General features: G+C 39.7%; 25 protein-coding genes. 11 read left to right on the top strand and 14 right to left on the bottom strand.

Features of this window, described 5'->3' with window-relative positions; genetic code table 11:
• Window positions 1–342, top strand: a 342-nt coding sequence (locus B3H30_RS13560) for an antibiotic biosynthesis monooxygenase family protein (RefSeq protein ID WP_286834462.1), incomplete at its 5' end; no start/stop codon positions are given.
• Entirely contained in the window at window positions 342–710 is a 369-nt protein-coding gene (locus B3H30_RS13555; protein WP_286834460.1) for a n-acetylglutamate synthase, read from the top strand. The genes B3H30_RS13560 and B3H30_RS13555, both read left to right, overlap by 1 nt.
• Before the next feature lie 102 nt (window positions 711–812).
• Here B3H30_RS13555 and B3H30_RS13550 read toward each other — a convergent pair whose 3' ends face one another.
• Window positions 813–1,349, bottom strand: a complete 537-nt coding sequence (locus B3H30_RS13550) for a hypothetical protein (protein ID WP_286834457.1) — start codon at window positions 1,347–1,349, stop codon at window positions 813–815.
• A gap of 391 nt (window positions 1,350–1,740) precedes the next feature.
• Here B3H30_RS13550 and B3H30_RS13545 point away from each other — a divergent pair, with 391 nt between their 5' ends.
• Complete coding sequence (locus B3H30_RS13545) at window positions 1,741–2,073, top strand: DNA-directed RNA polymerase subunit alpha C-terminal domain-containing protein (RefSeq protein ID WP_286834455.1); 333 nt, start codon at window positions 1,741–1,743, stop codon at window positions 2,071–2,073.
• Between the two features lie 180 nt (window positions 2,074–2,253).
• On the opposite strand, the gene B3H30_RS13540 is transcribed toward B3H30_RS13545, so the two are convergent.
• Window positions 2,254–2,535: a hypothetical protein gene (locus B3H30_RS13540; protein WP_286834452.1), complete on the bottom strand. Its 282-nt coding sequence runs from the start codon at window positions 2,533–2,535 to the stop codon at window positions 2,254–2,256.
• A gap of 355 nt (window positions 2,536–2,890) precedes the next feature.
• Here B3H30_RS13540 and B3H30_RS13535 point away from each other — a divergent pair, with 355 nt between their 5' ends.
• From B3H30_RS13535 to B3H30_RS13525, 3 genes are all read left to right on the top strand, one after another.
• On the top strand, window positions 2,891–3,847 hold the full coding sequence (locus B3H30_RS13535) for a helix-turn-helix transcriptional regulator (RefSeq protein WP_286834451.1): 957 nt from the start codon (window positions 2,891–2,893) through the stop codon (window positions 3,845–3,847).
• A gap of 208 nt (window positions 3,848–4,055) precedes the next feature.
• Window positions 4,056–4,253: a hypothetical protein gene (locus B3H30_RS13530; protein WP_286834449.1), complete on the top strand. Its 198-nt coding sequence runs from the start codon at window positions 4,056–4,058 to the stop codon at window positions 4,251–4,253.
• Window positions 4,254–4,385: 132 nt separating this feature from the next.
• A complete protein-coding gene (locus B3H30_RS13525) occupies window positions 4,386–4,748 on the top strand; it encodes a hypothetical protein (RefSeq protein ID WP_286834447.1) in 363 nt (120 codons plus the stop codon).
• Window positions 4,749–4,771: 23 nt separating this feature from the next.
• Here B3H30_RS13525 and B3H30_RS13520 read toward each other — a convergent pair whose 3' ends face one another.
• The 4 genes from B3H30_RS13520 to B3H30_RS13505 form a co-directional block, all read right to left on the bottom strand.
• Window positions 4,772–5,293: a RagB/SusD family nutrient uptake outer membrane protein gene (locus B3H30_RS13520; protein ID WP_286834445.1), complete on the bottom strand. Its 522-nt coding sequence runs from the start codon at window positions 5,291–5,293 to the stop codon at window positions 4,772–4,774.
• A gap of 77 nt (window positions 5,294–5,370) precedes the next feature.
• Window positions 5,371–6,138 (bottom strand): RagB/SusD family nutrient uptake outer membrane protein, encoded by a 768-nt coding sequence (locus B3H30_RS13515; protein ID WP_286834444.1) that lies wholly within the window; start codon window positions 6,136–6,138, stop codon window positions 5,371–5,373.
• Between the two features lie 24 nt (window positions 6,139–6,162).
• Complete coding sequence (locus tag B3H30_RS13510; RefSeq protein ID WP_286834442.1) at window positions 6,163–9,354, bottom strand: SusC/RagA family TonB-linked outer membrane protein; 3,192 nt, start codon at window positions 9,352–9,354, stop codon at window positions 6,163–6,165.
• A 48-nt stretch (window positions 9,355–9,402) separates the two neighbouring features.
• A complete protein-coding gene (locus B3H30_RS13505; RefSeq protein WP_286834440.1) occupies window positions 9,403–10,662 on the bottom strand; it encodes a TlpA family protein disulfide reductase in 1,260 nt (419 codons plus the stop codon).
• 720 nt (window positions 10,663–11,382) lie between these two features.
• On the opposite strand from B3H30_RS13505, the gene B3H30_RS13500 reads away from it, so the two are divergent.
• From B3H30_RS13500 to B3H30_RS13490, 3 genes are all read left to right on the top strand, one after another.
• Complete coding sequence (locus B3H30_RS13500) at window positions 11,383–11,802, top strand: helix-turn-helix domain-containing protein (RefSeq protein WP_286834438.1); 420 nt, start codon at window positions 11,383–11,385, stop codon at window positions 11,800–11,802.
• A gap of 30 nt (window positions 11,803–11,832) precedes the next feature.
• Window positions 11,833–12,138: a hypothetical protein gene (locus tag B3H30_RS13495; protein ID WP_286834436.1), complete on the top strand. Its 306-nt coding sequence runs from the start codon at window positions 11,833–11,835 to the stop codon at window positions 12,136–12,138.
• A 314-nt stretch (window positions 12,139–12,452) separates the two neighbouring features.
• Window positions 12,453–14,171, top strand: coding sequence for a hypothetical protein (locus B3H30_RS13490; protein WP_286834433.1), 1,719 nt, complete (start codon window positions 12,453–12,455; stop codon window positions 14,169–14,171).
• Between the two features lie 101 nt (window positions 14,172–14,272).
• On the opposite strand, the gene B3H30_RS13485 is transcribed toward B3H30_RS13490, so the two are convergent.
• The 8 genes from B3H30_RS13485 to B3H30_RS13450 all read right to left on the bottom strand — a co-directional run bounded on the left by B3H30_RS13485 (window position 14,273) and on the right by B3H30_RS13450 (window position 20,145).
• Entirely contained in the window at window positions 14,273–14,710 is a 438-nt protein-coding gene (locus B3H30_RS13485; RefSeq protein ID WP_286834430.1) for a hypothetical protein, read from the bottom strand.
• Between the two features lie 592 nt (window positions 14,711–15,302).
• Complete coding sequence (locus tag B3H30_RS13480) at window positions 15,303–16,280, bottom strand: DUF5712 family protein (protein ID WP_286834427.1); 978 nt, start codon at window positions 16,278–16,280, stop codon at window positions 15,303–15,305.
• Between the two features lie 5 nt (window positions 16,281–16,285).
• Window positions 16,286–16,840 carry a BfmA/BtgA family mobilization protein gene (locus tag B3H30_RS13475; protein WP_286834425.1) on the bottom strand — a complete coding sequence of 185 codons (555 nt, stop codon included), beginning with the start codon at window positions 16,838–16,840 and terminating at the stop codon, window positions 16,286–16,288.
• On the bottom strand, window positions 16,833–17,156 hold the full coding sequence (locus B3H30_RS13470; RefSeq protein WP_286834423.1) for a hypothetical protein: 324 nt from the start codon (window positions 17,154–17,156) through the stop codon (window positions 16,833–16,835). The genes B3H30_RS13475 and B3H30_RS13470 overlap by 8 nt, the downstream gene beginning before the upstream one ends.
• Complete coding sequence (locus tag B3H30_RS13465; protein ID WP_286834421.1) at window positions 17,143–17,421, bottom strand: helix-turn-helix domain-containing protein; 279 nt, start codon at window positions 17,419–17,421, stop codon at window positions 17,143–17,145. The genes B3H30_RS13470 and B3H30_RS13465 overlap by 14 nt, the downstream gene beginning before the upstream one ends.
• A 135-nt stretch (window positions 17,422–17,556) precedes the next feature.
• Window positions 17,557–18,309: a TMF family protein gene (locus B3H30_RS13460; protein WP_286834418.1), complete on the bottom strand. Its 753-nt coding sequence runs from the start codon at window positions 18,307–18,309 to the stop codon at window positions 17,557–17,559.
• An 82-nt stretch (window positions 18,310–18,391) separates the two neighbouring features.
• Entirely contained in the window at window positions 18,392–19,522 is a 1,131-nt protein-coding gene (locus B3H30_RS13455) for a hypothetical protein (RefSeq protein ID WP_286834416.1), read from the bottom strand.
• A gap of 5 nt (window positions 19,523–19,527) precedes the next feature.
• Window positions 19,528–20,145 (bottom strand): ABC transporter ATP-binding protein, encoded by a 618-nt coding sequence (locus B3H30_RS13450; RefSeq protein ID WP_286834414.1) that lies wholly within the window; start codon window positions 20,143–20,145, stop codon window positions 19,528–19,530.
• 621 nt (window positions 20,146–20,766) lie between these two features.
• On the opposite strand from B3H30_RS13450, the gene B3H30_RS13445 reads away from it, so the two are divergent.
• Complete coding sequence (locus B3H30_RS13445) at window positions 20,767–21,660, top strand: IS982 family transposase (protein WP_286834413.1); 894 nt, start codon at window positions 20,767–20,769, stop codon at window positions 21,658–21,660.
• A 248-nt stretch (window positions 21,661–21,908) separates the two neighbouring features.
• Window positions 21,909–22,277 (top strand): DUF7674 family protein, encoded by a 369-nt coding sequence (locus B3H30_RS13440; protein ID WP_286834410.1) that lies wholly within the window; start codon window positions 21,909–21,911, stop codon window positions 22,275–22,277.
• The last annotated feature ends 6 nt before the right edge of the window (window positions 22,278–22,283 follow it).

Below are 22,283 nucleotides of genomic sequence, written 5' to 3'. Positions count from 1 at the left end.
ACATTATTTTGCAACGGTCTTCTAACTATTAAAAATGAAAACACGATGATTTTAGAAGTTGCTATTTTAAATGTGAAACCGGGCTTAGAAGAAAAGTTTGTTAATGATTTTCAATTAGCTAGCCAGTATATCTCGTCGATCGAAGGATATATAACACACTCTTTAAAAAAATGTATAGAAGTAGACCGCCAGTACATTTTATTAGTGGAGTGGGTTTCTGTCGAAGCGCATGAAGTAGGATTTCGTCAGTCGTCACAATACCAGAAATGGAAAGCTTTGCTACACAACTACTACGATCCTTTTCCTCAGGTTTTACATTATGAAGATTTAAAGATAGAATAATGATAGACTACAATAACAGATTTTTTAGAGCTGTAAAAAATAGTGACAACGGGGAAACATCATCCGAAACCATATTTCACTACAAGCAGAAAGACTCTATTCTAACGGCAGATTATAAAGGAGGTAAGATTATTTCTGGTCATTTGATCGGTATTATCAAAGAAGACGGAGTAATTGATATGCGTTACCACCAAATAAACCTAGATGGGAAGATAATGACCGGAGAATGTGTTTCCCGACCAGAAATTCTTCCAAATGGAAATGTAAGACTACATGAGGAATGGCGGTGGACTTCTGGAGATCTTTCCTCAGGAAAGTCCATTATAGAAGAATTTAAACCATACTATGAAAGTAATGATTTTACATAAGGCACTAATTCCCCTCATGCATATATCTTTGTCAGATCAGAACGGCAAAAATATTGAATAAATCTGAAAAGGAAGCTGCATAAAGGCAGCTTCCTTTTCAGATTACGGTTGTAGATCCTTTTTATATATAAAAGTAATTTTACTTGTCTGGATGACATCTTCCTTGAAATTTAATAGGGAAACGCAATATTCCATTCTTTCTCCTTCTTTAAATGTCAAGATACGATCGATGTCCTTAGGTAAGAGTACTTGCTTGATTTGGATAACCCCTTGATTGGCATAAACTAGGTCCCGGATTTTTTGATCATCTGTTTTAATCTTCCAGGAAAGTGGACTATTCACTGTCTTATTGCGGTTATCAAACTTTCCTTCACAGGTAAATAATGCAAATGTAGTGCTAAATTCATCCGTGTATGTCAACTTTATTGGCTTTTTCTCATATATGATGTATAAGCCTGTCGGATTCACAAAAAAAGTATCCGGATAGATTTTATAAATATCGTCTGCCTTTGGACAAGCGTATTCTATAAAGGGTTCCGGTTCTGGCTGGGGTTTTGGGTAAAATGGTTCATCACGGCTACAAGATGCAACTATTAAAAACAACACACTAAAAAGAGGAATAGTTAGTTTTCTGCTCATTATTGAGATTACTAGTAGAGTTTATAAAATTCATATAAAGGGACGAAAAAAAATATTCGTCTTGCTACAGTTTAAACTGTAAAATTTCAGTTATATCTTTTCTTTCCATACTTGCCCATGTTCTATTCTCATTGTTGAACGACAGTGTGTTTTCCACCACTAGGAACAGAGAATTTATCAATGGGGATTTTTAAATAGATTCTGTTGCGAAAAATCTATCTCATAAGCTTAAGTAATCGAGTGTATTAAATGCTTGAACATGGTCAAATGGCAGTTGGTCGAATAAATTTGGAATTATTATACAAGTTGGCCTAATTTGAATGTTGATTTTTGAATGGGACAAAGGTCGGAACAGATAGCCATTAATACCATAACCAAATAGTCCGAAGCCATGAAAGAACACGAAATTGATATCTATCTGGATGGTGTCAAAACGAGGGTCGACCTTCGAAGGATGGATTATACCTCGCTTCGGAACCTTTCCATGAAACTGCAGCGGATCCTGGGGGACAATAGTTTTATCCATGAGATGATCCTTGAAAGCGATCTTTACTATTTCCGACAGGAGATCAGTGCCAAGACCGTGGGGGTTCTCCAGAAGCATGGGATAATGACAGTTGCTGAACTGACAGCCTGTTCGTATGAGAAGCTTGCAGAAATGGATGGACTGGGAAGCAAATCCCTTTCCGAAATTGTAGGCTTCATCAAGGAGCTGGGAAAATAGAAAGCTTTTAATTCCGAGTTTTGACAACTTCCTTGAAACGCGTAATTTGATATTGTTTTTCAAACAATCCCCATAAACTAATCCTTAAGCGGCCGCCCCCAAAAGGGCGGCCGTTTTACTATGGCGATTCCTCAGTGGACAGTTCATCGGAGATAAAGATAATAGTATGGGGCAAAACTTTTATAGGCCTGAATTTTCTTCCCCTTTATCTCTTCTCCATTTTTTCTCGGTATAGGAGTTGAAATTTGATTTTTCCCATTTGGTCAGGTGGTACCCCCTGCAATATGTACAGTAATATGCCCGCCGTTGTATGGGGCGTCCCTGTCGGTGCTTGATGCGGCGGCCTGTTTCGTCCCTTTTGAAAAGGTAGTTCCACTTCAGGTCGAGCATGACAAGCCGGGCCTCAATCCAGGAAGCAAATATCACCTTTCCGGTTTCCCTGCATTTCTTATTGGTCCCCATAGAGATTGTTTTTTGTCTATCAATAGTATGGAGGTTCAGGTTATGAGCCCATATACTTGCCTCTATAATATTTGCCTATTTACAAGTATTTGAATGACACGTCATCGTACTAATTGGTACTTACAACTTTCTAAAGCTAGCCAATTTGCTGCTGAAAACGAAGCGGGTAGTTATTAGGTCAGCAGAAAGGCTGTATGAAAAAGTCAGATATCGAGGAAATCGTACAACTTATATTGGTCAAATGTCTGTTTATCGAAAAAATTTGCAAATGTGAAATGTAACATCCTACATTTAATGTATTTCACGCTCCTAAATCAGCCCAAATAAAACAGGAAACAATTATTTTTTTGCGTTTATGACGGACCATTTTGATATCATATTTCCCAGTATCCCCCTTTCTGTACATGATCTGGATACGTATCCGGCAGACTGGACCGACAATGTTTTAAAGTCAGCAACATTGTCCTTAAGGTATTCTTTTCCAAAGGCAGAAGTCCTCCGTGGGAAACTGCTTCTAAAAAAATACCATATTGAACTGATCCAGCTCCGTACGGAAGAACCTTTCAGCCTCCGGTTTAAGGTCGACAGGGACAGACTGTTCCTTTTATTTACGATACAGGGAAATCTCAGATTTTTGACCGGTGAAGGTACCGAAGTTATCACGGCCACCGAGAACAGCTTTTACCCTTCACATAGCAGGCCAGAGGTGTATGGAGCGGATATCATGAAAGGATCTGTGGTAAAAGCACTGGTGATTTCCTTTGATCCCCAGTGGGCAAAAAAAATTGTCCGGCCCTACAGGATATTATGGGAAGCGTTAAGTGAAATTGCACGTTCCGACAGGCAGTTCAGTATTCTACCGCGACTGAGGATCGAGAGAATGCTGGGAAAAGAACTCGGTGAAATACTGGACTTCAATGATCCGAACATCGAGATCGTTAAACTCAAAATGCGCAAAAAGATTGCAATGGTCTTAAAATGCTACCATGAAATGCTGGTCAGCTCGGGACTGGACAGGATCTATCTGGCAGGATTATATATATTGAAAAATTTTACAGATCCAGAAATTGATATCCAGTCACAGCTACGTGATCTACCGATGAGCGAGAAAACTTTTCGCAGAAAGTTCAGGGTCATATTTGGAACAACACCCTATGACTATTGTGTCAGGCTCCGAATGGAAAAAGCCCGGAAGCTCATCAATGAACAGGGGCTGGCCAAAAAAGAAGTATGTTCCATGGTCGGTTATACGGATCTGGGCAGCTTTTCACGTAGCTATCGCAGCTATTACAAAAATGAAGGACACCGCTAAACTCATCTAAATCATTATTAATGTATCTCTTTTGTTACCAAAAAAGGGAATAAACGGACATTTTTGATAAAAATCGGCCAAAAGTTGTCGGTTTTTTCCTTTTCTGGCCATTTCCGAAGCCTGAACTTTGTATTAAAGGTTTTTACCAGCTATTTTCTAGGAGAACATATCTCAGGAGATGCAAAAATAAAAGTATAAAAGATATACTATGAACAGGACTACAATAATAGCGAGAAGTAAGACAACAGATCTCTCAATGAGGATCGCAGAGCTGTTCCGTATGATACCGATATGGCAGGGGATTCGCACCACTGCGATATTTGGAGTGGTTCCGCCCAAAGTTCATGTTCGGAGAATATGGTACGCCAATAAATTTGCGCTGTTCACGGTTTATACGGCCCATTGATTTCAAGGAGACCGGTAGGCCAATAAAGAGGATCCCTCAACCGCATAACTGTGAGGCAAAACTGGAGTGCACAAAAAATAACAGTATTATAAACTAAAGTTCGCACTCATCTTCAAGTGCATAAATTGCCTTATGGGTACATTAAAAAATAACGGGCTACGTGCCTGTCTAGCGTTAATGATTTTATTATTTGGTGTTTTCATGGTAGTAAAAGCAATGGGACACAAAAGTGAAGCTTCCCAAGCAAAAGCAGTTGTAAATACCGAATTTCGTTATAAAGGGAGCGATACCAGCATCGGCAGTATTACCAATGCTGGAAATTGGGAGATCAGTGACGGAACAGAAAGCTGTGAGCTTGGTGAACTACCTTGTGTGGTGGCACCCAATATGTCATCGATCACAAATGAATCTCAGCTTGTTTCTTATCTGAACAGTCTAACACCGGCAAATGCAATATCATTTGTTGAAGACAATGCAACAAAGCACAGAGATTAATCTATATGTGTTTTATTATTGTACTAACGGGGATTCTGAGGCATTCCCGTTAGTGCTATTATATCTTCTGGAATAGGCAGTGCAAACCTTTGATCACCCGGATGAAGTGTATAGGTCTGTCCATTTAGCTTCCTTTGCAACGTTATGCCTGCTCCTTCTTTATTGAGCCGTTTGATGTCCATCCACCTAAGCCCTCTCATAAGAAGTTCCTTCCTTCTTTCTAAAAGAATTATTTCCAGAGCCTTTTTCTGTGAATCTGTTTCGACAGGGATAAACGTTTTCCTGTTGTTCCAACGATTGAGCATAAGATGATTTAAATCTGATAGTGCAAGTTCGACCTTTCCCGATCGTGCATAACATTCTGAACGGATAAGTAAGATTTCGGCTGTCGTAATTCCGTCAAATAGAGATGCGCTGCCTTCATAGCTGCCTTTAAATCCATAAGTCCCATTGTTGTTGCTTTTGAAAAAAGCAACTTTTCTTAAGTCATCGGAATGATACAGACCGTATAGGATTGAATCTACTTTTGCCCTGGTATTGCTCATATATGAAGGGGTAAGCATTCTGGTGGAAAGAATTACCTCACTATTGAATTGCTTTATGGGATAAGTCGCCGCAGTATTTAATGTATTATAATCCAAAAGTACATCATATAACAGAGGCAGGAATCTGCATAAAGAAAAGCTTCATTATATTTTCTCATGGAAAGATAGGTTCTCGCCAATAAAGCATAGGCCGCAGCTTTGCTGGTTCGGAGTACATGAACCTGTGTATTGCTCAAAAGGGGAATAGCATCTTTAAGGTCCGTAATGATCCGGCTGTATGTTTCCCTTAGTGTGGACCTGGTTGAAGGAAGATTAAAATCGGAATTGAGCCTCAAAGGAATCCCCAGATCGGTATCTGCCGATTCTTCATCATAAGCAAGTGACCAGATGCCTGCGACCTTCAAAAAGCTTCTTGCTCTCAATGCTAAAGCCTGACCTTTTAAATTGTCCAACAGCTTCTTTTCATTGGTACCCACAGTTATTTTGTCCATATTCTCCAGTACGGTATTGGCCCTGAAAACATTGTCATAACAATAAGACCATTCTCCTGTTCCCGCCTCAAACAGATTATTTTCTTCCCATATATACATCCTTCTATAAACTTCCCGTGCCAGTCCTGACCAGTCTGCATCAGAGAGATAATAATTGTCAGAGCTGACCTCCGAAGCACTTGGTTCGTATTGGTTTACCCTGAGATATGAATCGAGGATACCCTGTAAGTCCTGGATTGTTGACGGCACGACCAGTTTTTGATCAGGTTTGGCGTCCAGGAATTTTTTACAGCCTGTGAGTGACCAACATATTATTATAAAAACTATAATTCTCAAAATATTGTTATTTTTCATTTTCATACTGCTTTTTTGTTAGTGTCAAAGGCCTATGTTCATTCCAAGGGAAAAAGTCGGTGAAGGGGGAACAGCCGTATTTGGATAATCAGGATCTGCCCCTTTGCCGTTTGCTCTCCATATAATACCCAGGTTGCTGGCTGTGCAGAATATTTTAAGATTTGAGAGCCTTAAACGTTTACGATATGCTTCCGGTAGATCATAGGACAAGTTTATATATTGAAGTCGGATATTGTCACCTTTGAGTGTCAGCACTTCGGAATAGCTATAAAAAGCATCCCTATTATTATCTACCGGATAGATCCACGATGGAATATTTGTTTTGGCCTCATCACCGGGGTTCTGCCATCGTGTCCCGTAATCCGCGTGACCGGTCCCATTGGAAAGAAGATTTGAATAATTGATTGATTCATTACGGAAATAGTGCCCAAAAGCATAGGACACACGTAGTGTAAGTGACAGATCTTTCCATCGGAATGTGTTTCCGATAGAGCCGTAGAGTGTCGGTATAAGTGACCCTTTATAGACAAGATCGGACAATTGTGTACTGTCACCTGTTATTGATAAATAATCTTCACTCCGATGTCCATTTATGTAACCGACCGGATTTCCGCTTGAAGGGCTGAGCCCAAGCCACTTATAGGCAAAAAGGGAATACAGCGGTTTTCCTTCCACTGCAAACATTCCCCCTCCCACAAAGTTGCTTCCTATATAACTTCCGGTGTAATTTTTTAAAACTTCATCCTTGTAGAGAGATAGATTTAGATTGGTTGCCCATTGAAGCCGGCCCTTTAAGTTCTCACTGTTCAATTCAATGTCCACGCCATTACCTCTTATTTCAGCTATGTTCTTGGTTATGGTAGCAGTTCGTAGTCCAACGGTCAGGTCCAGCGGAACAGATCCATAAAGGTCTGTTGCCTTCTTCCTAAAATATTCGATACTGCCAGAAACCCTATTCCCCCTTAGCCTGAAATCCATGCCGAAATTCGTCATTCTCACCTTTTCCCACCTCAATTCCGGATTATAGAACCGCTCAACATCAGTAATTGGGCTTTGTGTGTATGGAGATGTTGAACCATATTTTATGGTCGTGAGTGCCGTTTTGGACGGGTCAACATTGCCGCTGTAACCATAAGTGGCCCGGAGCTTAAGATAGGGCATAAAATCAACTTTATAAAACTGTTCTTCCGATAGATTCCATCCTAATCCGGCAGACCACAGCGGATTCCATTTGTCATTTGTTGCTACGCCAAAGGAATTTGATGCGTCCCTTCTCACGCTGCCTGATAATATATATCTAGATCTGTAATTATAGGAAAGATTACCAAAGAGTGATACATAACGAATTTTCGTTCCTTCCAGATTGGCTGTATTCGGTATGAATGAACTGAATCCTGTGGTGTACTGCGGGTAGGCGTTAGCATAATCAACAGGAACGCTTGTTAGAATTTCCCTGTTGAGGCCATAGGTTCGATAAGTATCGATATCGTTTTTGATTTCCCTTATTTCGGCTCCTGCAAGAAAGGATATCTCATGGTCATTAACCTTGCGGTTATAATTGAGCTGCCCCCGTAAATTGTAGGATGTCATCATATTGTTCGTTCTGTCCAGAATATCACCTTTGGGAACCTTATAAATAACTGTACCATTAGCAGGGTCAATCTGTGTGAAATTATTTATCAGATCCCTTGAATAATAACTATCCTCCGTATTCAGAATTTCTGTTTTGAGGTTCTGTCTCTCGTACTGATATTTGACACCCAGAGTAAGCCCCTGTAATATAGAATAGCGTAATCCAAAATTGGCCAGTAGATCCTGAACACTGGTCGATGTTGTACTCTGACGATAATCATCCAATGGATAGTAATTCCAGTGCAATAGCTTACCGTCACCAGCAGTCTCGACATAAATCTGGCGGCGTTTGTATATAGGCAGGGGATTCCCCTCTTCATCAGCGAGCCTACTGTATGGAGGAATAGCAATTGTTCCTGTGGAAATCGAATTGTAGGCCGGTCTCCCGGAAATATTATGGCTCTGTGTGTAGTGAAATCCAGCAGTTAGCTCAGTTTTCCGGTTAAGTTTATACGAATTTTCGGTTCTTAAGTTCAGCCTATCATATTTTTCATCCAATCGGCCAACATTCTTATCGTAACCACCGGAGATCAGCCAGGTTAAATTTTCGGTTCCCCCTCTGGCACCAAGCGAATATTGCTGGTTGATGCCTGTCCGGTAAACATATTTCATATAATCATCCCGAACATCAAAATTCTTGAGCGCATTGATCTGTCTGCTGCCTTCCTCAGTGGATAATGTTCCGTTTTCCATCTTAAATAGTATTTCATATACCGGAGTGAAGGACGGACGGCTAACATTGGAAGTATCGGAAAACCGATATTTATTTTCAAAAAGAACCATTTCCATGTCAATATAATCACTGCTGGAGATTGTACTTATCTTATGAAGGTCGGGTTTCTCAAGTATAGAAATATTTGAATTGAACTCCAGTTTAACCGGCTGGTTATGCCGTCCTTTCTTGGTCGTGATAACAATGACACCGTTCCCCGCTCTGGTCCCCCATATCGATGCTGCGGCAGCATCCTTCAAGAATGTTATGTTCTCTACCTCATTGGGATTTATATTGTTGATATCTCCCTCGTAAGGAAAGTCGTCAACAACAATTAATGGATTCCTCGGTCCAGTTAGGGTACTGAATCCACGTATTGTAATATAGTTGTTCGCATTGGTTCTTTTTGAGGTTACTCCGTATGAATTAGCGATAGCCGGTAATCTGTCCATTATATTGGTGCCGACCTGTTCATTGAGGCGCTTATTGTCTATCTGTGAAAATGAGCCCGTTGCTCTTTCTTTCGGGATCTTTTCATAGCCGGTGCTGACCACAACCTCTTCAAGCATTGAGCTGCTTTCCTGCATATAGACTATATTCTGACTACCCGATAATTGGGAAAGGCTTAACGTATTGGTTTCATAACCCACTGACGATATGACCACTGATTGATCTTTACTGCTAGCGGGTATCTCAAAGCCCCCTTTGTCATTGGTTGCTACCTTGATCTGGGTGCCTTTGAGATGAACGGTCGCGTTTCCTATTGGTATGCTATCTTTTTTGGATACTACTGTCCCTTTTATTGTTTTTTGAGCAAAAGCTGATGTACTAAAAAAGATCAGCGCAGCAGTTAATATTATGTTTTCTTTCATATAGGTTCTGTTTTAATAATTGGATCGGAATCGAGATTTCGGAGCCGCTTACTGCTTTTGGGATATTACAAACACAGGGATATCCGCTAACACATCGATTAAGTCCAGCCCCTGTTTATTCAATTGTTTTCTGATGTCTTCAAGGTTCTCAAACTTTGAGGTTATCGTGACATTGACCTTTTTGGGGGAGTTAATTCCGTTTATTACCGGAAATGGTATCTGTGACGAATCATCTAAGTAAGAAACAAGATTTTCTACAGGTATATCTTCAAAGTTTTTTTGTTGACCGTTCATCATTCCTGCATCTTTCCCATAACTGCTGGACTTCTTTCTAAATACCAGTTGTATGCAGCGTCTTTTTCTTGTGGTAAGTATTCCGCTAAACTGTGTGTGGTTATTTAGGTCATTGAGCATATGGTTAAATATGTCGTTCGATTTTTCATTCTTCACCAACACTTCATAGCTGTATAGATTTTTCTTATACCATTCCTGTTTTGATGATATAGTATTATGAACCGGATAGAAAAACTTTGTACTGTCCCCTGATTCAAATAGGAACCGCTTATCATTTAGATCTGGGTACAGTTTGCGGAATACAGCTTTGAAAAGTTTTGCCAAAGCCATGTTTGTATAAGTTACGCCAACCACATCGCCATATTCACGCTGGTCTACACTTGAAGGAAAGCCATCCAGTCGCCCTTCGAATAATACTGAATGATGGGACAAACGGTCTAGAGGGAGGTTGGATGTAGTTAATAAAGGAGACTTTGTATCCCTATCGATTTTGACCGTGACCTCAGCCGTTCTATCGTCAAGGATTCTCCTGATATTATCTGTGGTAATCTGATCAGAAGACGTTATTGCCTGAATGGTTCCTTGTTTATTGATAATTGAATAATGAGGAATGGCTAGATGTGTAAATAGCCTGTTGAATGTTTCATCGTTTACAACAGAAATAAGTGAAAATGGATTTCTTTTAAAGAATTGATCTACTTTTGGCAGTTTCTCTTTGGTAATTAGAAGCACCTGTACCTCATCGCCCAATTCCTCTTGTAATTTGGATATTTTTGGCATGTTGGCGATACAACTTCCACACCATGTCGCCCAAAAATCAAGTATGATCAGTTTTCCCCGATAATCATTCAAGGTCGTTGTACCCTTTCTATCTGGGTGATTTACAATCTGCAGAGGAAGATGCCACAGTTCCTCAGGGATGTTGTCGCCGATCTGCAGCGACTTTATGTGGGTTAGCCCGGCATCAGCCCCAAGTGTATCTTGGGACTGCGCACGGGCATTACTAAACATCATGAAACAAAATACTGGTAATAAAAATACCTGCCGGACATATGCCAGTTTATGTCTTAATATGGCAGGCGTTATAGATAGACATAGGGATATATAGTATATTATATAGACGCACAGGCGCTCCATGTAGCTGTAAAATAGCTTCATTTGTAAATAGGTTTATAACGTTCATAATTTGTTTATAAAAAACCTAGACACAGGGGCGCCTCCGTAGTGTAGGAAAGTGGAAGCCGTTAAACGGCTAATTGCTTACTCAGGGGCGGAAATTATGTTTTTGAAGAATTGCTTTTTCATTAACCGCTGGCTTATTTATAATTATAATTTGCCAAACGGGGTTCCTCCTGTTAAACGACTAAGGGAGTGAACATCCCACTTGACCGTTCACGGGGCACCGACTAAAGGCCCGAACACGAATCAAGATAGGACGCCACCCCCTTAGCCATAAAAAATATGGTGAGGGACAGCGCTTTCCTATCCTTCTCTCGTGTTCTATGAAGTTAGTCGGTTTCGTGAACGAGATTATTTGTAGGAAAACTCTGTCTAAATCTAGACATTAAGTTTTCAAATTTACTAAATTCCTATAATACAACCCACAAAATTAAACTGTATTAAAAATCATTAATCAAAATTACTCATAAGTATCGGTTAATTATATTCGAAAATATTATATAACAATTCATTTTATTTATATATATTTGATATGGTTATAAACTTTTGAAAATCATGTCGGGACACATAAAGTTGAAAATTATAAGAGATGAAAATAATTGGAGTCAGGATTTTGTTGCTGAAAAGCTTGGCATGAGCCAAGCCGCTTATAGCAAACTCGAATCTGGTCAGACAAAACTGACATTTGACCGTGCTATTCAACTTTCTAAAGTTTATGATATAGAGCCCGAATATTTCTTTTCAGACGATTCAAAATTTATTCATTATGGCAAAGACAATAGCTTCGGTCCAATAAATAAAAACACGAATTATTATAGAGATGACACTTTCAAAGATATTTTCGAAAAGTTATTGGCGGAAAAGGATCTTCGAATAGAGGAGTATAGCCAAACCATCAAAGATCTAAAACAGGAATTAGAAGTTGCGAATAAAAGGGTTGAAGATTTTTTCTCGAAACTCAAAGATAAGTTATAAATTTACTGATTAGTAAACTATAATTAGTATATGACAAAGACAGAATTGATTGAACTTGAAGAATTACAGGGGAGAGTGATTGAGGAAATTCTAAAAGAAACAGGAATAGAAAAAAAAGTCTACTTAGGTTATCGTGAAGGCAAATCAGATGTAACCGAGGATGATGCAAAAAAGCTATCCGATTTTTTTAAAGTACCTAAATCCTTTTTCTTAAAACAGCCTACTTTAATCCATCACGGAAAAGACAACAGTTTTGGTCCGATATATCATAATTCTAATTTCTATTTTGCAAAACCAGAAACGGAAGAAGATATTAAAAGACTTTTAAATAAATAGCATAGCGAAGCCACCTAAAAGGTGGCTTTTATCGAAATATGTATCTTCTCTGGTAGGGCAACAAATGTTTTTTGCATGGTATGTCTATCCAATTTTTTAATCCTAAAAACTTATCGAATTTAAGCTAAATGTCATGAGGTTTAGACAGAGTTGTGCCAGAATATTGAGTTTTACAACTTCATATTGTTGTGTGGCACTCTTAAAAGCAATTCATATAATGTTATTTTTTGTTATCTTGTCTGGAGCTGGCGTTAGCTAAAGAAGGTACGCCGGATAATCAATCTAGGTAAGGTTGGTACAATGGAACTAATCAGATGATGTATGCCAATTATATTTTTGTTGATCTGGGGGAAAAAGCCGTGCAGCCTCCCTATGCTCTCGGGCCTTGGGAGATGGCCGCATTTGAGCGGTATCAGGTCGCCGATTCCAAACAGGTATCCGACAGCTGTATTATTGAGACATTCTCCGCCTACGACTCATCCTGTCATTTCCGCTTTTCCAGATACACCGTAAAAAAGAATGTCAGCCTCCTTTCAATTCCCAATAGGCCTGTATTGACACTGAATATCCAACTTGAAGGAAACATTGACTTCCAATTCGGCGAACATTTTACTGGAGAGAGTCTGTCGGGTGAATGTAAGCTCTTCTGGCAGGGCAAGCAAACCCTTGTACAGAACCTCATCCCCGGCGAATATGTCAGTCTGGACATCTTCTTTGAAGATACTATGGTGCCCGGCCTGAAAATCGATGGTAAAAAATTCCATTTCTGGGAAGCCGACCTACCGGACACTCCGCTATCCACAACTTACTATATCGCAGAACTTGCTGAGGAAACTTCGGCCCACATAAGGGACATGGTCGAGCGGATCCAAACCCGGTCCTTTTCTGGTATGGATTTTTTTTCATTCTGTGTCAATCTGCTGACCTATTATTTCAAAGGCAAGAGAAAACGGAGCAGGAACTCGCTCGAAAAGATCCTTTATTATTTTCCTTTTAAAAACCTTGAAAAAAACTGGGACCAATATAACAAGGACAGATATTATAAAGAGACACTCGAACGGATGAGAAACATGGACCGGGCAAGGCTTGAGGAGAGGTTTCTCTACCTGCGGGAAAAGGTTATTTCCAGACTCGATCATATTGACTGGATAGACTCGATTGCTCGCAGTGTGCTGGATCCTTATCTTTTACTCCCGGAACCTGAACCTAGGGATGCATTGCTCAATTTTTATTATGGTACGGCAAAACTGTTGGCAGACAGACTCGAGACTGAGCATTTTTCTTCGAAAGATCGGGATTGGGTACGTATATGCATCTTCACAATGTTTTCAGCCGCTTGTGACGTGGCCACGCCAACTGAATCTCAGATCGGATTTATTCGGTCTTTAGGATCTTCTGAACACGGAGGGGGTATTTCTGACATGGCCTATCAGGAACTGATTAAAAAGTTTGCAAAAGATCCTGAATTTCTAAAATATTCGAAACCGAACATCCTTGCCCATGTAACTTCCTCCAAGGCGGATCGGATATCTGAGGCGAAAGTCTGTCCCGTCAGGCCGCCGGATACGGTCAGGATCTATGCCCGTCTACGTAAGGGGCTGGAAAAATATTCCATATTGTTCAGACGAGAGTGGCACAAGATCGAACAGCAGATGAACCAGGCCTATATGGAGGATGACACGAATGAACTCCTTTTATTGGAAATACGTTACCTTACCAAGCTCCCCGGATATCTGCAAAAGGTCGATACCGACACACTCTGCTGGTATCAGATCGTGCTGAAGACGGAGCTCAACGAACTACGAAATGCCAGCCCACGTCTTACGCAGCGCCCGGGTTTTCCGGTGATCGATCTGCACGTAATGCTCGAACAATGGAAAGTGTCAACTTTTTTTGGATTTCGTCCAAGGGCCACGACAATGTATCAGGTACTGGACAATTTACAGCGAGTATGTACCCAGGTCCTTCTGTCAGGAAACCGTGATATTCTGTATTCTTTCTGCGGAATGGTGAGCAGGTCCTATTGGAAATGAGAAAAACTGGATCTCTTCTGTTTTGAATACTTTTTTAACATAATATATCCGAGTGGAAAAGTCAATTAATGACGGTATAAATCTACCTTTTTCTCCAAAATCTAATTTAAATTAGATTTAAGAAATGCTATTAAGTCTTCATAATGTTTTGGCTTTTTTGTGACACCGACATCATCATTATAAACTCCGTCGTTATTCACGCTAACAGAACGAATTTTTTGTTTAAGGTTGGCCTGAATATATATCCGTGTACCTTTATCTTGGTTTTCTCGTATCAGGAGATTGTATTCGAGAATATCAACTTTTAGACTTGAAAAAACTTTGCGGTCGTCCTTAACGATTTTACATTGTATAAGCCCCGAGCCTTTATCCGCTGAAACGACAAAATAATCGCTCGAAAGAAAAAGCTGCAATACGTTCTCAAAAGTCATTTTCGGATCGGTTGAAGGCAGGTCGATAAAGTGCCTTTTGTTGGTTTGGGCATTACAGATTCCCAGTCCAATCAATAAAATAAATACTAATGATTTTAATTTTTTCATGCTTTAAGTTATTAATAAGTTGGTAGCACCAACTTAATCAGTGAAATGGAGCAAATAAACCTAATATACGATTTATTTGGTCTATATGACATTTTTATATGTTGAGGCGTCTATCTTTTTTATTACATTCTCTCTATCTGTCTTGACCATGAGTAGCTTTATAAAAATAACACCCCTATTCACCCATTTTCGATTGTTTTTTTGAGAACAGTTTATTACTATTCTAATAAATAGGTATTTACTCCCCCCTCCCTTGTTGCCGGATGGTCGGGACACACCATTCCATCCTCACCGCTTAGGCCACCAAAAGGTAGGATGGCACAATTGGGTCAAGGGCGCAATCTAGGAGATTATGCGTAGGGGCGTTTAGTATACCCTTGACCTTTGTGTCATCGTGGGTGAATTTGCGAAGGCGGTAACGATGGACATCCATATCAGTAGCTATATATATCAATAGATATATAGCCTACCTTTTACCGAAAAAATTAGGTGTGATAGCTTGGGGAAAGCCGATACAATGATCCGGCAGATAATTTTTATCTCATGCTGGATTATTGTTCTATACCACTTTCATAATTAATTGAATAGCTTTTTACCTTCGCAGGCCTCGTTTTTTCTTCTTTCGTTTTCTTCTCCTTTCTTCCTCATCAGTGACCGTTCCCTGACCGCCTAACTCCTGAACAGGATCAAGAAGGATATCCAGGAGTCCAAGTCCATTTGTGGCAAATGAGGAAAATATATCACCAAGTACGGTAGACCTGTCCTGAGCAGGGCTAGAAAGTAGCCTATCTGTCCAGCCTTCTTTCATTTTTGGGATGGCCCCTCTTTCCAGAAGCCTGTCAAAGGAGTGAAGCCTTGCCTTCTGTTCAGCATCACCATTCTTCATGATATTCGCATACTGCAAAGTTTCTTTCAGTTTTCGGTCAAAACCGAACATCCTGTCAAAGACAGTTTCGCCGCACTGCTTAAAGGCCATCTGGTCAAACTGCCCGAGCTTTTTGGAATGTTCCACATTCCTGCCCCGGGACCTGTTCTGTGGGCTTAGTTTGATACGGTTGGTGATGTCCTTTCGGCTTACAACGACCTGAATGTGCATCTGTGGGCCTTCTTTTCGTTGCCCCACTTTTCTCGTGCCATTCTTGACTTCCTTGTCCTTGTAGCTATAGTAACGGTAGTTTTCCAGTTTGGCGAACCATAACAAGTCTTTATTATTTTCTATTCCGGGACGTTTAAAATTACGCGCATATTCATCCATGATCCGTGCAGCATATTCCTTTAATTTTTTCTTTGCGCCGTCCTCACCATAAGTAGCGAGCAGGAAATCGATCTCTTTTTTGCTGGGACTAATATTGAGCAGGAAGAATTTACTGTCCTCCCTGCCCAGTTTGGCAATATTGCCATCAATCCCGATACGTACTTCATGGGGTTTAATGTCATTCCGCCCGCCATTGAACCAGTGTTCCTGTTTTTTATTATCGGGTAGGCGGTTTTCTTTTTCCAGATAGGCGACAAGATCACCACAACTTCCTTTGTTATTCCCTGTTTCAGAATCCGTGATATTGATATACATAGCACCTAAAGTTTATCCAGTGACTCCCTGACCTGTTTGGCGAGTTCCTCTTTTTTTGCGGCGGATGCGGGCCATCCCAGTGTTTCCCGCTGGACGATGTAATGTTCAAGGATCCTTCTGAAACCATCCTTTAATTCCTGCCTCTGAGTAATTCCCAAAAATATTTTTTTAAGAACTTTATCCAGACTCCCGAGATATTCCGTATTTGCCTTTAGAAATTCTGATGCCTGCTGCTGTTCGTCGGAAATCAGGTCAATTATACTGGATTGCTGTTTGGTGACAGCACCAAGCTCGTCCAGCATGGAATACAGGGGAACCAATAGGTCGGTCTCCTGTTTTCGGATAAAGGAAAGTATACGGCTTACCCCACTGGAGAGTTCTTTTTTCAGTACCTCATCATTCAGGTCAGCAGGGTCTTTTTTGCTCCTGTAAAAATAATCGACCATCTCCATCACCAATTGCCGCTTGGTCCTGCCCAGTTTACGCGAAAGCAGTGAAAGTCGGCCATCCACTTCCTCCGGGAAGCGGACTGACCGTGTATTTTCATCTGATCTAGCCATTACTACGGGAATTATTGTCGATGATAAACCGAAACTTGCTGGCCTTTGTCGGATGCCAGGAGGGAATGTAATCCACATATCCATAAAGTACCAGATCGGAAAGGCATTTGTGATAGGTCGCAATGGACTTTATACGAGAAAAATGCATCAGCTTCTTACGGCTGGAATGAAAGAAATCCCCGGGACGCTCTTTCTGGTGATAATAGAACATTGCCAGGAGCAGTCCGATATGTGATGGAAGCAGCCTGCTATCTTTTGCGGTTTGCTCTAAATATGAGTTAAAGTAATGGTCCTGCATGCTGTTATCCATTGCCATTTCCTCCTTCCATCATTTTATCGACATCGCTGCTGCGATAGTACATACTGCCCCCGATCTTTTTAAAGGGGAGTGTTCCTGTGATCCGTAGGTTCTGCAAGGTTCCGGGAGATATGTCCAGTTTCTTTCTGACCTCCCTACTGCGGAGCCATTCCTTATCTCCGCTGTTCCCTAAGTTTTCTCTTCTTAAGACTTGTTTGATCTCTTCGAACAGTTCTTTCTTGAACTGCTGTAAGTCTTCTTTTGTCAGGATGTCAAATACCATAGCATATCAAATTTTGTGAACAATATAGGCCCGGCTTCTGTGCCTTGCCACGGTTACAAAATTGGATGCTGGGAGAACAGTCTGGATGACCATCGGACTCCGTTGGTCATGTTCAACATTCGAACAGGATCGCTATTATCCCTGTTTTACGGGTACTATCTGGAACAGTTTTTTGTCGTTGGGGATTTTGACGCCTTTCATGGAATCTTTTGGATCTTTCTGTACGAAATAATTCCGGACGGTATTGACCGGTATATCTTTGCCATTGTAGACGAAATATTTCGAGACCATTTTGTAATAAGGGCTTTCGTGGTCGCTGACCAGTAGCTTCCTTCCATTCGGAAGGGATAGGTTTCTCATCTGTTGGAGCAGGTCGATAAAAGTGGGAAGATGCTCGTCCTGGACCATTGGTTTGACAGACACCTCGTATTTTTCAAGATCGGCCAGTTTCTTCTGCAGGACTTCCAATTCTGACTGCAATCCCGAGATCTGTTCATCCTTTTCCTTAATCAGCATATCATTTGGCCGCATGTTCCATTTATCCAGTGGTGCAAGAAAATTAAGGAATTCATTCAGCTTTTTGATATTTGAAACATAGAGTGGATGTTTGGAGGAATAGGGGCTCTGGCCTTTAAAATAATCGATCCTATCGGAAACGATATGCCACACATGGGAAAAGAACTCTTTTTCTGAACGGTCTCCGCCGGAAAGATAATATTCCAGATGGTACTGATAGTAGTCGCCCAATACCTCCCGTTTTAAGCCATAGATCTTTAAAAGAAAATGATTGTCTTCATATCCACTAGGAACTCCTTTTATAGTTCCGATTGAGAAAGGATGTGGCTTGAAATCTAATATTTTTCTTGCCTTAAAGTAATGTGCTGACATATCATAAATATAATAAAAAAGCTATTTATCCCTTTATAGTCTAGAAGTATCTGACTATAGCAGGTTTTCATCCTGAAGTTTTTTAGTCCTGATTGTTCTGTAACTTTTCATACGTTGAATGCCTGATGAACATTAGGTACGACGCAATCAGTGTGATAAATAATACAAAGAAATGAAGTTCATAAAGAATAAAGATCAGCGCTAGGAAGTAATATGTGCTGATAGATTTTATAACGGATAATGGACTGTTTCCAACAAGAAAAATTAAGCTCCTGACAGAGAGAAGAAAGATAATGGCTGAACAAATAGCAATAGCCGATAAATGAAAATTAAATGCCGAAATTATAAAAATGATTTCGGGTAGAATAAGCAGGACAAAATAAGGCATGGAGGAGATGAAACGACGGATTTTACTGACCGGAAAATTGAGCAAAAATATAAGTTTCGTCCCTTCAAAGATAAAGTCTTTGTATAGCAAAACAGCATTGAAACAGGCTAATGTCAGGGTAAGATAAATGACAAATCTTGTATTATTTTCTGTTTCTTTAATATCAAAGAGATTGGTCAGTGTATATATAGTCAGTAAGCTGATCAGTTTTGTAACAATCAAAGACGTACGGTTATTGATGATATGGTTGTATATATTGAATAGATTCAGTTGCCTCCTATTAAATTTCTTGGAATAAGATAGTAATATATTTCGGCCCTCATTTATAGAAATCAATCGAAATTGATCCGTGTAAATTGCAGTTGCTATTACTAGAATCAGGAGATACAGCACTGTTAATCCCCCTCTGTAGTTTTTAGCTATATAATAACCGATACCCAGACTATAGCAGGCGTATAAAAGCAGAGGGATATATCCAATTAAGGTAACGACAGCCCAATGTCTGAGTCGAGATCGTACATTAATCCCATTGAGTGTATATTGCAGGAATGTATTTTTTCCCTCCCTCAGCTGCATCCTTATATATTTTGAAAACAATATCGCGTAGAATAGGGAAAATAACCAAAATAAGGCGATAAAAAAGGGATCTGTTGCTACTTTGAGTGAGATGAACATGGTCCAGAAATCGCTCGATTCCGTTAACCATTCTCCAGCAGTCTGTATAAATATACAATAGCTGAAAAACATGCAGAATCCTAACATAAATGCTTTCGCATATTTTTTGTAAAAACCTTTCGCAAAAATCTTGATGAGGGTTAATTGCATTGATATTAATTTGTTAGGATACCTTTTTGTAGTTCAATTTCTTCCGATGGAAACGGGAGGCTGTCCAGATGTGAGGTCATAATTATCGTACAATGTTTTTCTTTGAATCTACAGATCCATTCGCTTAAAAATGCGGAAGCCTCAAGGTCTAGTGTAATGAATGGTTCGTCTAATAAGATTAATCTGGGATTGCCTACAAAAGCCAGGAGTAAGGACAGCTTTTTGAGCATCCCACTGGAATATTGAGATATAGGCTGGCTGCTGATATAATCTTGCATTCCAAAACATTCGATCATGGAATCTATATGGTTGCTGTTTTCTCCCTTACATTTGAAAAAAAGATCGAGCAGATGTGTTCCGAACAAAAAATCCGGGTAAACGGGTTCCGTAGCAGAATAATTGACAAATCTAAGGTACTTTTCTGGGGCCTTTCTTAAAGAAAAACCCTCATATGAAATCTCACCATTGAATGATAGGATGCCCGCCAAGCATTTGAGCAATGTACTTTTTCCCGAACCATTATGTCCTTTGATCCAGTATATTCCCTCTCCGAATTCTAGGTCCCCTATCTGTAAGGCTAGGTGACTGCCATAAAATTTCTTTAAATTATTTATTTTAAGCATCTGTCTTTTCAAGCTTTTCGCAATACGGTTTACATTCAAATATAATTATTGTCATCCTATCTCTCAAAAACTACAGTTTTTACTGCAAAAAAACGATAAATATGTTACATTCAGATTATTAGGAAAGCTTTAAATAGTCCAAAAGAATGAACATTATATAAAAAGTAGTTGAGAAACTGAAATGAAGATTACGTTAGGTCAGGTGAACAAAGATCTATTTGGATACGGGGTTAGCTGATAAGTTATTTATATAAATATATAGCCTATTCGATATACAATCTATTATTTTCATGTTGGAATGGATTAAAAAGTATACTGTCCAGTATACTGAAAAGAGGCTTAATGCTATCATTAAGCGAATAGAGTATCCCCGGAGGATACTCTAAACCTCATTTGCAGAGCATAGGGCAAGAAAAGTAGGGCTCTGCCCAACTTCTGCTTGCTACATAATGACTAGAAGCCCGTGTTCACCCAATAGTTCAAATAATGCATTCCTTCCAACCTATATCGTTCTAATAACCTGAGTTCGATTAATAATTTGGTATAATAAGTTGTAATATAGGGGGAATAGTTTTATATTTAAGTATCTTAAAACCAAATATTTAACTATTTGTTCCCGCTATGATTGACATCAATAAAGTTAACGATATTTTCTGTCTTGTCGACGAGTTCTGTAAAGATTTTGACAAATCCACTTCCCGCTTCCTTCTTGGCAGGGCTGCCAAGCGTCCGCCGGTCATGTCCAAAAGCGAAGTCATCTCCATTTGCCTGTTGTTTCACCTGAGCGGTTTCCGGTGCTTCAAGCACTTCTATATCTTCTACTTACAGAAGCACATGAAGTCCGAATTCCCCAGGACCGTCTCATACAACAGATTTGTTGAACTCAGCCAGAGCGTACTGATGCCTATGACTATCTTCCTGAAAACATGCTGTCTGGGAAGATGCTCTGGAATATCCTTTGTTGACTCCACACCTATACGGGTATGTAACAATAAGCGCATCAAACGCAATAGGGTATTTAAGGGGATTGCCGAAGTCGGCAAGTCCACTATGGGGTGGTTCTATGGCTTTAAGCTTCACATTGTGATCAATGATCAGGGCGAGATTTTGAATTTCGCCATTACCCAGGCAAATGTCGATGACAGGGAACCGCTTAAAAACGAAGGCTTTCTCAAAGCAGTGTTCGGAAAGCTGTTTGCAGACAAGGGATACATCTCCCAAAAGCTTACCGATATCCTGTTCGTCAACGACATCCATCTTGTCACAAGCATCCGAAACAACATGAAAAAGAGCTTAATGACCATGACAGACAAGATTCTGCTCAGAAAGAGATCGGTCATAGAAACTGTCAATGATGAACTCAAGAACATATGCCAGATTGAACATTCAAGACATAGATCTTTTGCCAACTTTGTGTCAAACATAGTCGCCGCACTCACCGCATATGCATTCTTCCCTAAAAAACCTGCTATAAAATACCAGACAGTAAAAACTAGCCAACTGACTGCATTTTAACAATCGAACTCAGGTTAATATGAGTTAAATGAAATAGGTTGTATAAAGCTTCGCGATCTGAATTTGGGTAAAATCGGCAAGAATTATCTTCATTTCATTTTGAAAATATCTCTATCAAATTGGGAGCCTCTATTGCTTACTTTTTTTAATAAAAAATATAATAATAGTCTGATTTACAGGTGTATATAGTTTGTTTTTTTGATTTGGAATACTTTTGGCATATCACAAAATAAATATTTAACAAAGCTATGGATGAAACCAAACGATGGGATACTGTTCAGTCAACAGAATTTGTTGTATCTGTAATACCAGAACTATATCTGAAATTAAAACGCCCAGAATTAAAAAACAAAATCACACAAATCCTCCAAGTGATCATTGAATTTACACAGGGAATGGTGTATGCGAAAGAATGGCATCGGCTGCACTGGACAATGCAGGTTATGGGTTATACATATAATCGAGGAAACCTGGAGGTAAAATCCAAAATCAAAAAGATTTTTATTGCAGCATTTAAAGATTTTAAAAATATCTGTAGTCCAAATGAATGGATTCTTATCGAAAAGAAACTTCCCTTCGTTTTGCTTAAGGAACATAAGTCAATGCAGATAAATTGAGCACAT

Origin of the sequence: Sphingobacterium sp. UBA7038, assembly GCF_002494055.1 — a bacterium.
In the GTDB taxonomy this organism is placed as follows: Bacteria; Bacteroidota; Bacteroidia; order Sphingobacteriales; family Sphingobacteriaceae; genus Sphingobacterium; species Sphingobacterium multivorum.
The sequence above is the reverse complement of the archived record's forward strand: the minus strand, read 5'-3'. Positions and strand labels throughout refer to the sequence as shown.